Here is a 13,462-nt window from a genome sequence, read left to right on the forward strand (position 1 = left end):
TTCATTTGAAAGGAGTGAAAAGATGTTTTTATTACACGCCCTAGATCAAACCATTAAAAAAGTGAAAGCACAAACAGCAAATATACTTACTTTAATTAATTTATCCCTTGGTGGATTTGCGATAATTGCCGTGATGCATGGCCAATTGAATTTAAGCCTGCTTTTAATCTTCTTGGCTGCCCTTGCAGATCGCTTTGACGGTATGGTTGCACGAAAGTTTAACATTGAATCGGAATTGGGTAAGCAACTTGATTCCATGTGTGACATCATTTCTTTTGGAGTCGCACCAGCCCTATTATTATACCAAGGAATATTAATAGAATTCGGGGCACCTGGCACACTATTCACGGTTTTCTATATTGGCTGTGGCGCATTTCGCCTCGCCCGCTTCAATATAAGTGAAAGCAATGGATATTTTACAGGAGTTCCCATTACAGTTGCAGGCTGCATCGCTACCTTAAGTTTTCTCGCTATCCCGTATTTTCATCCGGTCTTTTTCTTATCCCTCATGATTATATTATCATTACTCATGGTCAGTCCATTTAAACTAAAGAAAGTTTAAATAAGAAAGCGGATGTCCTTAACTCGGACATCCGCTTTTTTTCGTTCATATTCACCTTAAACTTATTTATGCCTTTCGGACAAGCGGATCGGTCAAACGCATGAATTCTTCTACATCCTTCATACAGGCATTAACCGCTTCTTCCCAAAAATCCCGGGTCGTCAAATCGACGCCTAAATGTTTGTCAGCCAAATCCTCGACCTTCATCGAACCAGTATCCTTTAATAGGGCGATATATTTTTCTTCAAATCCTGCCGGTTCTTTCAGGGCATTCGCGTAAATGCCTAATGAGAATAAGTAGCCGAATGTATACGGAAAATTATAAAATGGTACACCTGTAATATAGAAATGAAGCTTTGAAGCCCAGAACGTTGGATTATAATCACTTAATGCATCACCATAAGCTTCTTTTTGTGCATCAACCATCAGTTCATTCAATCGTTCGGCACTGACATATCCTTGTTTCCTCTCATCATAAAATCTTGTCTCGAATAAGAAACGGGCATGGACATTCATCAATAATGTTACGGAACGCTGAATTTTATCTTCTAAAAGAACCAGCTTTTCTTCCTCACTGGCCGCTTCCTTCACAGCTGCATCCGATACGACCATTTCAGCAAAAGTAGAGGCGGTTTCAGCCACGTTCATTGCATATGATCGGTTCAATGGATGGATTTCCCTCATCGCATAAGAATGGAACGCATGCCCCAATTCATGGGCCAATGTCGATACATTTGAAGGGGTACCCGAGTACGTCATGAAAATTCTTGACTGCTTATTTAGTGGAAAGCCCGTGCAAAAACCGCCTGGCCTCTTACCTGGTCTGTCCTCCGCTTCAATCCAGCTGTCCTCAAAAGCTTTTTGGGTGAAGTTTGCTAATTGAGAGCCGAATTTAGAGAATTGCTGTATGATGAAGTCTGCACCTTCTTGATAATCCATTACTTTGGACTCTGCTGTAACAGCGAGCGGTGCATCCAAATCCGCCCAACTTAATTTATCCAAATCAAGTAACTCTGCCTTCCTTTGCAAAAATCGCACAAGCGGCTCCTTATGATCGGCAATTACATTCCACATGCTTTCGAGGGTTTCTTTTTTCATCCTCCCTATTTCCAGAGGCTCCTTCAAAATATCATCCCAGCCCCTTTTATCATTCACACTGAGACGAAATCCTGCTAAGTGGTTCAAAGTCCGGGCAAAAAGGTCACTTTTCCCTCCCCAAGCTTGTTCCCAAGCAGTAAATAATTCTTTCCGTGCCTTTCCATCAGGATCCGAAAATTTATTCGCCGCTTGGCCTACAGAAAGATTTTCACCCTTATGGGGGATAGTCATTGAACTAACGATCGTATCATACATTTGGCTCCAGCCTTCGAAACCGTCCATGGACAATTGAGTGATTAATGATTCTTCCTTAACTGAAAGCTTTTCCTTTGCCCGTTCTCGACGTTCGTCCAATACGAATTTCAATTCATTCAATGGTTCTTTTTCAAGGATTTCTTTAAAAAACGCTTCATCAAGCTGTATCAACTTTTCATCCAGCTTACTTAACACCATTTTTAGTGAAGCGACTATCTTCATTTGTTTGATCCGCAGCTGACCTGCCTTTTTATCCTGCGCATTTTGAGCTTCCAGGCATCCGATGAAAGCACCGGCCTGAGACGATTTCATATTTGTATTTTTTAAAAAATCAAATGCCTGAATTAAACTTCCATCATCGTTTCCTTCTGGATTGATATTGCTAACAAGCCGGTCCAATTCCTGTACCTCTTCGTTAATTTCATTTAAGAAAAGCAGGAACTCCTTAGAAGAGCTTCCCCCTTTAAAAAAGATATCCAAATCCCACGTCAAAGCATATCCCATACTGCATTGCCCCCTTTTTATCAATAAGCCTATTATAGAGCTTTATTCAATATTTTTCTAATTAAAAAGAATTTTCAGTATACTTTAGAACATTTTTGTTTATCCCACAATAAAAGCATGATATGATGAATATATTCTTCGGAAAGGGGTGGTTGATTGTATGAAATTCTTTATCCACTTGTCTGCTGTCGTCCTAATTCTATGGACACTGCCGATACAGTTCCATCATCACGGACAGCAGCTAACCCTTGAAGAGCACATTGATGTTCATCACTGGGAAAAGGCCGACAAGAAACTGCCTTTCGTCCCTTTCCTTAGTTCCTGGCAGTCCATTATCATTATTATCATTTTTGAATTTTCCATTTTAAGTTTCCTTTATTTTCATTTAAATCTTCGCCGACGATATCTCGGTCCAGTTTTTTTTCAGGCGAATTACGTTGCCACACACTCTGACATTTTATAAAAAAAATAAAATCGAGGAGTGATTTATATGTGGTTCAGACTAATAATGATAGGGGTATTTTCTTTAACCGCTTCACGCATGTTCCTTTTTCAGGGGATCGAGATTTATAATGCTTTTGCAGATTTGATCAGAAATAAATATTAAAAAATAGAGTGCGGGGGAATTCCCCCGCACTCTTTTGAATTTTAGCATTCCTATCCTTTTGCTTTCTTTTCCTTCTCTTTTTCTGCCCTGTAAAATTCGTGAAACATCTTCATCAAGGCACGCTTTTCGATCCTTGATACATAACTGCGGGAAATGCCAAGCTCTTTAGCGATTTCACGCTGGGTTTTTTCCTTTTTTAAATCCAGTCCGAACCTGCCTACAATGACTTCCTTTTCCCGTTCATCCAAAATATCAATATACTTTTTCACTTTTTCAATTTCCATATTAAGCTGAATCGTATCAATGACATCTTCCGATTCCGATTTCAGTACATCAATTAAACTGATTTCATTTCCTTCTTTATCCTGACCGATTGGATCATGCAGGGAAATATCTTTTTTCGTTTTCTTAGTCGCTCGTAAATGCATCAAGATCTCATTCTCAATGCATCGCGCCGCATATGTGGCCAGCTTCGTACCCTTCCCATCCGAATAACTCTCAATGGCCTTTATCAAACCAATTGTTCCTATTGAAATCAAATCCTCTGTATCTTCGCCCGTATTCTCGAATTTCTTGACGATATGGGCAACAAGTCTGAGATTATGCTCGATCAGGATGTTACGGGCATCACCATCTCCCTCACTCATAAGCTTCAGATATTTCTTTTCATCCTGAGATGACAAGGGCTGGGGAAAAGCGTTGTTTTTGACATAGGAAACTAATAAGTAAAATTCTTTGATAATATAGCCGACAGCTGTAAGTATTCCGGGCATTGGTTTCATCCCCCGTTTCTTTGGTTCCCTATTCATACCTATGCAACGGTGGGCTTGTACGTGTCTGTCCCACTGAAAGAAATCATGAAAGTATTAAATGTTCAAACCAGAATGGATGAATTCCCAAACGGACGAATACAAACGTACATATAATGAAAGTGAATTTTTAAGGAAAGGGGGGGTTTTAGGATGGGATATAATTTGGGACCATACGGGTACAGCTATGGTTATCCGCCTCCTGCACCTTGTAATGAAGGATTCGATTACTTGTATAGTTATGGCCTGTTTATTGTCCTCTTGATTTTATTGCTCATTTTCGGGTTTTGGTGGTTCCCGGGATGTGGGTTTGGTTATGGCGGACCAGGTCCGTGCTGCTGATGCAAACAAAGAAAAAAACTCGGCCAGAGTGCCGAGTTTCCCCTTTTACATATTCATTTCAGCGGCTGATAGGCTCAACGGAGACATTGACGGATATCTCAGTTCCGATGACCTCAGTGTTAATTAGCGTCATCCACATTGAGAACATGATGAATCACTCCTCACCTCGATTCATCATGTTTCCAACATCCTTTTCCGCTGTTTAGGTGAACATTTTTTTATACAAACCATGTCTATACTGTGAAACGTCGGCAAAGCCGTTAGCCGGTATCCTTCTCCTGCCAATAGCAACGCTTCTCTCCTTTTGCATTTACCAATTTATCCATATTACCCTCCCACCTTTCTTAAAAATCATTAATGGAATACCAACCTCATATCTCTTTAGAAAAAAGGACGATGCTTCAGCGCTTTATCTAGATGTTCTTCTCGGATCTTGTGGATTCTCTCCTGTTGCAAACATTCCTCGGCAGTCATTTTTTTCAATTTAATCGTGATGGTGAAGAAAAGCATATTCAGTGTCATAATATCACCTCCTTTAAGGGAGCGGCCCAACAAAAAGGCATAAAAAGGCCGCAGAAAGTTACGTCCTCCTGCGGGATTTTTTAAATATAAAAAGGCCGCAGGATAAAACACTTCTCCCTGCGGCCGCTATGTCTGAATGATTAATAAAGCCAAATTGCTTTAGAAATATTCCGCTTGGCACAGGTCGAATGGTATGTGATTGTTATTTGAAACGGACCGGCTAATCTGATTTGTGACGATTCCATATAAATACAATTTCATTTTACTCGACCTCCCTTTGGAATATTTTATATTACCTGGTAAGTATATCCACAAATTCAATATTTGTAAACGGCTTTTGCCCATTTTTTTGAAATCTCTTTCTTTCTTCCTATTTTCTCTTAGCCATTATCACTTAAATGAGGCAATGGGTAGGATATATCTGCCCATATAACAGGCAATAACGTAAGATAAACAAAAAAACCTGATTCTTGAAAGAATCAGGTTTTCTTCTATTGTTGTAAAGAGTCCTGGTCATCCATTTCCGCCAGGGTCTTTTTATATTTTTTGGATAATCGGAAAAATACTATGGATATGCCAAGGAACATGATTGTCGCTCCCATATAGACATATGTGTCAATCATCGCTTTGTCGCCAGTGGGAAGGATGGTTCCTAAATAGAAGAACGAGCCGACACATAGCAAGGTGATCGCAAATTGTTTAAAATCGACCATTTTCGAACGCAGCACTGCAGCCGTTTGTTTTTTGCGGTTTTTCATGCCATTCCACCTTCTTTCAAGCTAATAAGATATCGATATCTCATTTTACCATATTCATTCCAAATGACAGGGTGTAAATAATGGCAGCAAGCTATGAAGCGGTCCCTCTTCCGATTTATCCTTTTAGCGCTTGTTCCAAGTCTTCCAATAAGTCTTCAACGTCTTCCAGACCAACTGAAATACGAATCAACCCATCTGTTATTCCAAGCTCTGCACGGCGCTCTGCCGGAATCGAGGCATGCGTCATCAAGGCCGGAATCGAAATTAAGCTTTCCACTGCCCCTAGACTTTCAGCAAGTGTGAAGAATTTCACTTTACTCAAAACCGATTCGGCTTTTTCGGCACTGCCGACATCGAATGAAACCATACCGCCGAAGCCACGCGATTGTTTTTTTGCAATATCATGGTTTGGATGGTTTTCAAGACCTGGGTAATAGATTTTCGAAACGCCTTCATGCCCGGATAGGAAACGGACGATACGAGATGTATTTTTTTCATGTTCTTCCATTCGAATTCCCAGCGTTTTAATTCCACGCATTAGCAACCATGAATCTTGGGGCCCTAGCACGCCCCCTGTAGAGTTCTGGATGAAATGAAGGTCATTGCCAAGTTTTTCATCATTCACCACGACAAGGCCCGCTACAACATCGCTGTGTCCCCCCAGGTACTTCGTAGCGCTATGAAGCACGATATCGGCTCCAAGTGTAAGTGGATTTTGCCAATATGGCGTACTGAAGGTATTATCCACAATGGTGAGGATGCCGTTTTCTTTAGCTATTTTTGATACCGCCTCTAGATCAGTGATCTTCAATAATGGGTTCGTCGGGGTTTCAATGAAAAGTGCCTTCGTATTATCCCTGATCTCTTTTTCGATCGAGTGTATGTCACTCGTATTGATGAACGTAGCTTCCACCCCGAAGCGGTTAAGAACTTTCGTGATGACCCGGAAGGACCCTCCATAAACGTCATCTGTCATCAATACATGATCACCTTGACTGAACAGCATCATGACCGCCGTCATCGCTGCCATTCCTGACCCGAAGGCGAATCCTCTTTCTCCTTCTTCGAGGTCCTTGATCAATTCCTCGAGGGCATGGCGGGTTGGGTTGCCCGTACGGGAATATTCATATCCCCGATGATTCCCCGGACCATCCTGCTTATAGGTGCTCACTTGATAAATCGGCACCGAAACCGCGCCTGTTTTTTCATCACCAAAAATGCCGCCATGGATCAATTGTGTTTTTTTTCTCATTTTATATACCCCCCTGATAAATTTTTTTGCTTAAGTATCGTTCACTGGAATCCGGAAATACGACGACGATATTCGTCCCCCGGTCAGCCTTGGCCGCTTCTTTCATGGCCGCTGCAAATGCCGCGCCGGAAGAACTGCCGACAAGCAAGCCTTCTTTCATCGCCAATTCCTTCACCATATGGAAAGCGTCACGATCACTTATCGTATGAATCTGATCAAAATACGTCTCATCCATATAAGCAGGTAAAAATTCCATCCCTATCCCCTCGGTTTTATGGGGTCCTGCTTCGCCTCCGTTTAAAATCGATCCTTCTGGTTCGACTATGACCGTTTTGACAGAAGCTGCATTCTTTTCTTTTAAATATCGCGATGTTCCCATGAATGTCCCTCCCGTTCCTGCTCCGGCAACAAACACATCTACATCGCCATCCATCTGTTCCCATATTTCAGGTCCCAGCGTTTTATAATAGGCATCAGGATTGGATGGGTTGGCAAACTGTTGGGGACAATAAGATCCTGGAATTTCAGCCAGCAGTTCCTTAGCCTTCGCAATCGCTCCTGTCATTCCTTCCTCTGTCGGGGTCTGGATCACTTTGGCCCCAAGGGCACGCATCAATTCCTGTTTCTCGGCACTGAATTTCTCCGGAACACAAAATATCACGTCCACTCCACTGTTTATTGCCGCCAACGCCAAGCCAATCCCAGTATTTCCGGCAGTCGGTTCAATGATTGTCCCACCCTTTTTCACCTTCCCTGTCTGTAACGCTTGGGCTAAAAGTTCTTGACCAAGCCGGTCCTTCACACTGCCTCCCGGATTAAAGTATTCCAGTTTGGCAAAGATACGGACTTCATCTGGAAGCGGGAAATGGGTTATTTCCATCATCGGCGTTTCCCCGATCAACTCATGAATGTTTTTAAAGACTTTCATATTCGGACATCCTTTCATAGTTATCCTACCAATTTAATAAGAATTATGCAATAAAGAATAATCAGCGGAAAGACTTCCGCTGATCACTAATCATTCATTTCATTTTTTCAACCATTTTCAAAATCAGTGCCGCTGAATGTAGAGCCGCCGTTTCCAGGAATTTATCAAAGGAAATATTGGACTCCTTACCTGCGATATCCGAAAGGGAACGAATGATGACAAATGGTGTTTTGAATTGGAAGGCTACCTGTGCAATGGCTGCCGCTTCCATTTCCACCGCGTATAAATCGGAAAATTTCCCTCTGACGAATTCAACCCTGTCAGGATCATTCATGAAAGAATCCCCCGTCACGATCAGCCCTTTCGCCACTTGCATATTCTCTATTTCTTTAGCTGCTTCTTCTGCGATTGCAAGAAGTTTTTCATCAGGGATGAAAGCTGCAGGCAGCTGAGGGACTTGACCGTACTCATATCCAAAAATCGTCACGTCCACATCATGATGGCGAACTTCCGAGGATATGACCACATCCCCGACATTCAGTGCTGTATGATAACCGCCGGCAGAGCCAGTATTGATGACCGCATCCGGTTTGAATTTTTCTAAAAGGATCGTAGTGGACATTGCCGCATTCACTTTACCTATTCCCGATTTAAGCAAAATGACCTCGATACCATTCAGTGTGCCTGTATTGAACTCGGAACCGGCAATGGTCACCTGCTCCAAACCTTCCAATTTATCACGTAAAATTGTAACTTCTTCTTCCATTGCTCCGATTATGGCTACTTTCATTAGTAAAAACCTCTTCCTATAATTTTTCCGCCTCCATAATCCAGACAAATTGATTGCAGCGCTCGAAGTTCACTTTATATCCATTTGCTTCAAGTGCTTTTTCCAAAAAAGGAATCGTCGTATAATATTCCGTTTGCAAATCGTTCGCCAAATTATGAAAGCCCGCCTGCCTTGCATCAGAAATCGCTTGTTCATGCGCTTCCCTGGATTGATACATCGTATCCGCAAACACTATTTTACCACCAGTATTCAGTAACTTTCCATAGCTGGCTATCGCTTTTTCTTTTTCTTCATCGGTTAAATGATGAAACGCGTACGTACTCACGATCGAATCAACCTGTTCCGGCTTCGGAAAATCGATAAAATCGCCATCTACAATTTCTGTTTTCCCTTGCAACTTGCTTACCGCTATTTCCCTCATGGCAGGTGATGGCTCGATTCCCGATACCTTCAGGCCTTTCTTCAAAAGCCTTTCCGTCAAATTCCCGGTACCTACGCCAAACTCAAGCACATGGCCATGAACCCGATTGGTGACGCTGTCCAATATCCTATCATAATGTTTAAAAACCTCTTGATACTCAATATCGTGTCCACCAACCGTATCATCATACGATTTCGACCATTCCTCAAATAAATCTATAAATTCTCTGCCCATTTTATATACCACCCTGATAAATTTTTTTCTAAAGTATCGTTCACTGGAATCCGGGAATATCACAACGATATTCGCCCCCACTTGAAGCCTTGGCTGAATCCTTCATGGCCGCTGAAAATGCCCAAAAGAATTGCCGACAAACAGGCCTTCTTTAATCGTCAATTCCTTCACCATATAGAAAAGCTTCACGATCGCTTTTCGAATGGATCTTATCAAAATTCGTTTCATCCATATAGATTGGTAAAAATGCCATCCATATCCCCTTGGTTTCCTCCCGGATTAAAGTATTCCAGTTAGCCAAAGATACGGACTTCATTCAGTAACCGGAAATGCGTGATTTCAAATCACCGTCTTCTCCCCAATCAACTCATGGATATTAGGAAGGACTGTCATATCAGGACACCTTTCTAAGTTATCCTACCAGTTTAATGAGGTTTATGCAATATAGAATAATCGGCGGAAAGGCTTCCGCTGTTCAATAGATTCCTTGTACCTACGCAGGCCTTGTAGCACGTGACCATAAGCCTAATTGGTGAACTTTCCAATATCCTATCAAAATGTTTAATAACGTCTTGATACTCATTATCGTGTCCACCACCGTATCATCATACGATTTCGACCATTCTTCAAATAAATCTATAAATTTCTCTGCCCCTATGATTAGATAATAAAACCTATCAGCATAATATGAAATAAACACAAAAACAGTTCTTGTTTTTTAGGCAAATCCATTCATTCAGTTCAGATTGGTGTTAAACTAACAGTATCTAAATGTTGGAGGGGAACAGTCATGAGTTTTCAACTAGACTTAAACTTATTCGAAGATAAAATAGAATTTTTCGAGGCAGAAAGCATTAAAAACCTCGAGGAAAAAATTCAATCACAAATTGAAATCAATAAAGCGATCATGCTTCAGGTTCAATCCGTATCACACCAAATGTATGTAAGCGAGGAAGGCAGACGTTTTTACAGTGCAGTCGTACACTTTAAAGCAAAAAAGTGACCACAATGAAAAAACCCCCGAAAAGTGGAATTCCTTTCGGGGGTTTTTCGTTAATATTTTTTTATCCATTACCTTTTATCGTTTGTTTTCAGCTCTTCGACTTTTACAGGCTTCCAACCTGATCCGTCCACCCATTCGATATGGACCCGGAAGGTTTTTGGACGGTTCCCCTCAGAAACGGTACCGATCGCCGTATTAGGCGAACCGCCGTTTTGAAGCCACCAAAGTCTCATGCTTCCTTCATCGATTCCGGCTCCAAGAGCAATGGCCTTACTCATTTCATTCCAATCGACTGAGCCTTTTTGGAAGCTTGTAGTGTGTTCCCCGGATTGCTCAGTTCCAACTGGTTTCCAGCCCTCACTCGTATATGTAGCCGCGACATTGCCATCTCCGCTGCCTTCCACTTCCACAAGTTTGGCATCCCCTGCTTTTTCTGGGTCTGTTCCATCTTCAGACTTCTCTGCGGTATCTTCCTCCGTTGCTTTGCCATCTTCTTCTGTTGCTTTACTATCTTCTTCTGCCACTTCCTTCCCTGAATCGGTTTCTTCCTCTTTCCCAGCAGGTTTGTCCACTACTTTCCCCTGTTTATGGGCGATTTGTTTTTGTTCAGTCGTGGCTTTTTTTGATTCAGTGCCACCATCACTTAAGAAAATGGTGACAGCAACAATGACGATTAAAATGGAAACGATGGTGATTGCAATATTATATATTTTATTTACTTTTCTTTTTTGATCTCTCTGATTAAAACGTGAGCCCAAGGTCCATTCCTCCCTTACCATTTCTTACTGCCTCATTTTAACATGATTTAGCTAGAGATAGAAGGGAAGGGTTTCCTACACTTTCGTCAATTCTCGCTATTGTCCTGGTCCTTGGAGTACAAGACTTTTACAATATCTGAAAAAAGAGGCGTCATGCTGGAACTGTTTTCCTTCGTTTCAAAACTTACGGTAACTAGAGCATATTTGGGATTTTTATATGGGAAGTAGCCTGCAAACCATTTATTGAGCTCCCCTTTTTCAATATTCGTCTGAGCTGTACCAGACTTGCCAGCTACCTCCACAGGCAAATCTCTCAAGGAAGCACCCGTCCCTTTTTCTTCCGTTACGACCTTCCTCAGGAGGTGCTGCATTTTCATCGTTGTATATGGGGAAAGTGTCTCACCGCCAATACTTTGATCGGGGAAATCGACTACGGTCGTACTATTGTTAAATTCGACCCTAGAAACGGCTTTGACCTGTTCCTTCTTGCCACCGCGGGCAATCGTTGCCATCATATTCGCTATAGCGAGCGGTGTCGTCTGGACATCCTGCTGGCCAATTGCTGTTTTGGCAATCATTTTGGGGTCCTTTTTTAAGCCGTCATCATGCCAGACCTTCCCGGTTTGTTCATGATGCAACTGGGTAACTTCCGTGTGATAAACATCCCCTTGCCAGCCCGTTTCGCCAATCAACCCTAGCATTTTTGCGTATTTATCCAAAAAGTCAGGATTCTTCTTAGAAATTTCCTGTGACAATTCGGCAAACGTCCTGTTACAGCTTTGGGCAAAGCTATTTTCAAAATTAAGCATGCCCAGTTCCCTCTGTTTATCCGTTTTCCCGTCAATCGTTAAATTACAATTAAATGTCCTGGTAGGACTAGCCGCTTCATAATCGATGGCCGCTGCTGCCGTGACCGTTTTAAAGACGGAACCTGGCGTTTTTTGAGTCAGCATCATATTGACGGCCCCTTCGCCATTCGGATCTTTTATATTAAGCGCAGGGCGTGATACCATTGCAACGATTTCACTTTTTTCGATATCGATCAGTACGAGACCGCCTTTTTTTATCCCGCGTTCATCGACGAGCTTCTCCGCTTTTTCCTGAATCTCTTTATCAATGGTCGTTACGACCTTGACTGGGTAGAGGGGATTCGCTGGTTCCACATATTTAACATCGACACCGAACATTGGGCCTCCGCTGGCATCCACGTGAAAAACGAGCTTCGATTCCCCAGCGGAAAGCAAGAACTCATCAAAGGTCCTTTGCAGTCCCGTATTGCCGATTTTCGTTTCAGGAGATAAATTCATGTCGGGATAACGTTTTTTCTTTTCCGCATCTGATATATTCGTCGTGCCGATCAATTGCGCTGCAGGGGTTTGATCGTGATATAATTTCTCGTTCACGGCAAAGACCCCGGGAATCTTCAATTGATTGATTGCCTTCGATTGGCTGGGCGTCAACTCTATCGGTTCATCTCCGCCAAATACAAATGGTTCATCCGCTTGTTCAATTGCCCGTTTCAACTCCGTTTCCGATCTGCCTATTATCGAGGCAATTTCATCTATAGGCCATGTCATTTTTTTCAAAAATGGAAATAGGACGAGCGTCGGGATCTCTTCATGTGCAAGTGGTTCCCCATTTCTGTCATAAAACTTTCCACGCCCATCATCAATCTTTAATATCTGTGAACGCTGATTCACACTTGCTTCTATTAGGTTCACATCATGCTTTGAAAAAGATTCTGTCGATACAAGTTGGATGTAGGCGAGCCTTCCTATGAGCATCAGCATGAAAGTGGTCAATAAAATAGCCAGCAACCTCATTCGTTTCTTTTTCATAAAATACACCTCGTAACCATTGTTGACGAGGTGCGAATTTTTAAACAATTATGAACAAATTTATCAATTCATTTTTCCGATAAAAAAGAGGATGCCCCTATGGACACCCTCTTAAGCCGTATTTAGCTGATGGAAACAATCTTGACGCTCATTTCGCCGCCAGGTGTCATGATCGATACCTTGTCGCCGACCCTTTTCCCTATTAGGCTTTTCGCGATTGGAGAATCATTGGAAATTTTCCCTTCGAATGGGTCCGCTTCAACACTCCCTACGATGGAGTATGTTTCTTCGTCACCATTTGGAAGTTCTACGAATGTTACCGACTTCCCAAGTGAAACTGTATCTGTATTCGAATCATTGCCTTCAATGATTTTAGCATTACGGATCATGTTTTCGATTGTTGTAATTCGTCCTTCAACGAATGCCTGCTCTTCTTTTGCGGAATCGTACTCCGAGTTCTCGGAAAGGTCCCCAAAACTGCGGGCGATTTTAATTCTCTCCACCACTTCTTTACGTTTAACCGTTTTTAATTGTTCCAGTTCCTGTTCAAGCTTTAACTTTCCTTCTTTAGTCATTGGATACTCTTTTTCAATTGCCAAAACCCTTCACTCCTTCTAATTCTTTACAGCAAGCATTCGCTGTGACAAGTTTATGTACTATAAGTGCTTAACCCTAATACTCGAGTCAAAATATATAATTGCGCAAATAAAAAAGTACGCGCATTGATACTAAGAAACATCCGTTCCTTAGTATATAAACCGACTGCGGTGAGCAGCCGGTT

The 13,462-nt window shown here is 42.0% G+C and carries 15 protein-coding genes; 4 read left to right on the forward strand and 11 right to left on the reverse strand.

Annotation, left to right across the window (positions count from 1 at the left end):
- Positions 1-22: 22 nt before the first annotated feature.
- Positions 23-562: a CDP-diacylglycerol--serine O-phosphatidyltransferase gene (gene pssA, locus ACFX4L_RS19535; RefSeq protein ID WP_061464135.1), complete on the forward strand. Its 540-nt coding sequence runs from the start codon at positions 23-25 to the stop codon at positions 560-562.
- Between the two features lie 66 nt (positions 563-628).
- Here the strand turns inward: pssA and ACFX4L_RS19540 are convergent, their stop codons facing one another.
- Positions 629-2,419 (reverse strand): M3 family oligoendopeptidase, encoded by a 1,791-nt coding sequence (locus tag ACFX4L_RS19540; RefSeq protein ID WP_377405949.1) that lies wholly within the window; start codon positions 2,417-2,419, stop codon positions 629-631.
- Positions 2,420-2,579: 160 nt separating this feature from the next.
- Here ACFX4L_RS19540 and ACFX4L_RS19545 point away from each other — a divergent pair, with 160 nt between their 5' ends.
- A complete protein-coding gene (locus ACFX4L_RS19545; protein ID WP_377405951.1) occupies positions 2,580-2,882 on the forward strand; it encodes a hypothetical protein in 303 nt (100 codons plus the stop codon).
- A 194-nt stretch (positions 2,883-3,076) separates the two neighbouring features.
- Here the strand turns inward: ACFX4L_RS19545 and sigK are convergent, their stop codons facing one another.
- Positions 3,077-3,799, reverse strand: coding sequence for an RNA polymerase sporulation sigma factor SigK (gene sigK / locus ACFX4L_RS19550; protein WP_061464138.1), 723 nt, complete (start codon positions 3,797-3,799; stop codon positions 3,077-3,079).
- 189 nt (positions 3,800-3,988) lie between these two features.
- Here sigK and ACFX4L_RS19555 point away from each other — a divergent pair, with 189 nt between their 5' ends.
- Entirely contained in the window at positions 3,989-4,177 is a 189-nt protein-coding gene (locus ACFX4L_RS19555) for a hypothetical protein (protein ID WP_377381427.1), read from the forward strand.
- 381 nt (positions 4,178-4,558) lie between these two features.
- Here ACFX4L_RS19555 and ACFX4L_RS19560 read toward each other — a convergent pair whose 3' ends face one another.
- The 6 genes from ACFX4L_RS19560 to ACFX4L_RS19585 form a co-directional block, all read right to left on the reverse strand.
- Positions 4,559-4,699 (reverse strand): YrzI family small protein, encoded by a 141-nt coding sequence (locus tag ACFX4L_RS19560; protein WP_081108862.1) that lies wholly within the window; start codon positions 4,697-4,699, stop codon positions 4,559-4,561.
- Positions 4,700-5,190: 491 nt separating this feature from the next.
- Complete coding sequence (locus tag ACFX4L_RS19565; RefSeq protein WP_377381424.1) at positions 5,191-5,457, reverse strand: YrhC family protein; 267 nt, start codon at positions 5,455-5,457, stop codon at positions 5,191-5,193.
- Positions 5,458-5,572: 115 nt separating this feature from the next.
- Positions 5,573-6,709, reverse strand: a complete 1,137-nt coding sequence (locus tag ACFX4L_RS19570) for a bifunctional cystathionine gamma-lyase/homocysteine desulfhydrase (RefSeq protein ID WP_089361565.1) — start codon at positions 6,707-6,709, stop codon at positions 5,573-5,575.
- A gap of 1 nt (position 6,710) precedes the next feature.
- Positions 6,711-7,637, reverse strand: coding sequence for a PLP-dependent cysteine synthase family protein (locus ACFX4L_RS19575; RefSeq protein ID WP_377381420.1), 927 nt, complete (start codon positions 7,635-7,637; stop codon positions 6,711-6,713).
- Between the two features lie 94 nt (positions 7,638-7,731).
- Positions 7,732-8,427, reverse strand: a complete 696-nt coding sequence (gene mtnN / locus ACFX4L_RS19580) for a 5'-methylthioadenosine/S-adenosylhomocysteine nucleosidase (RefSeq protein ID WP_061464142.1) — start codon at positions 8,425-8,427, stop codon at positions 7,732-7,734.
- Between the two features lie 16 nt (positions 8,428-8,443).
- Positions 8,444-9,082, reverse strand: coding sequence for a class I SAM-dependent DNA methyltransferase (locus tag ACFX4L_RS19585; RefSeq protein WP_061464143.1), 639 nt, complete (start codon positions 9,080-9,082; stop codon positions 8,444-8,446).
- 790 nt (positions 9,083-9,872) lie between these two features.
- On the opposite strand from ACFX4L_RS19585, the gene ACFX4L_RS19590 reads away from it, so the two are divergent.
- Positions 9,873-10,085, forward strand: coding sequence for a DUF2536 family protein (locus ACFX4L_RS19590; RefSeq protein WP_061464144.1), 213 nt, complete (start codon positions 9,873-9,875; stop codon positions 10,083-10,085).
- Between the two features lie 68 nt (positions 10,086-10,153).
- On the opposite strand, the gene ACFX4L_RS19595 is transcribed toward ACFX4L_RS19590, so the two are convergent.
- From ACFX4L_RS19595 to greA, 3 genes are all read right to left on the reverse strand, one after another.
- The gene (locus ACFX4L_RS19595) at positions 10,154-10,843 is read right to left on the reverse strand and encodes a YrrS family protein (protein ID WP_377405953.1); all 690 of its coding nucleotides are present in this window, start codon (positions 10,841-10,843) and stop codon (positions 10,154-10,156) included.
- Positions 10,844-10,929: 86 nt separating this feature from the next.
- Entirely contained in the window at positions 10,930-12,681 is a 1,752-nt protein-coding gene (locus ACFX4L_RS19600; RefSeq protein WP_284470183.1) for a peptidoglycan D,D-transpeptidase FtsI family protein, read from the reverse strand.
- 122 nt (positions 12,682-12,803) lie between these two features.
- On the reverse strand, positions 12,804-13,280 hold the full coding sequence (gene greA / locus ACFX4L_RS19605) for a transcription elongation factor GreA (RefSeq protein ID WP_056528546.1): 477 nt from the start codon (positions 13,278-13,280) through the stop codon (positions 12,804-12,806).
- Between the last annotated feature and the right edge of the window lie 182 nt (positions 13,281-13,462).

Source organism: Peribacillus sp. YIM B13482, from assembly GCF_042787975.1.
GTDB classification, from domain to species: domain Bacteria; phylum Bacillota; class Bacilli; order Bacillales; family DSM-1321; genus Peribacillus; species Peribacillus simplex_A.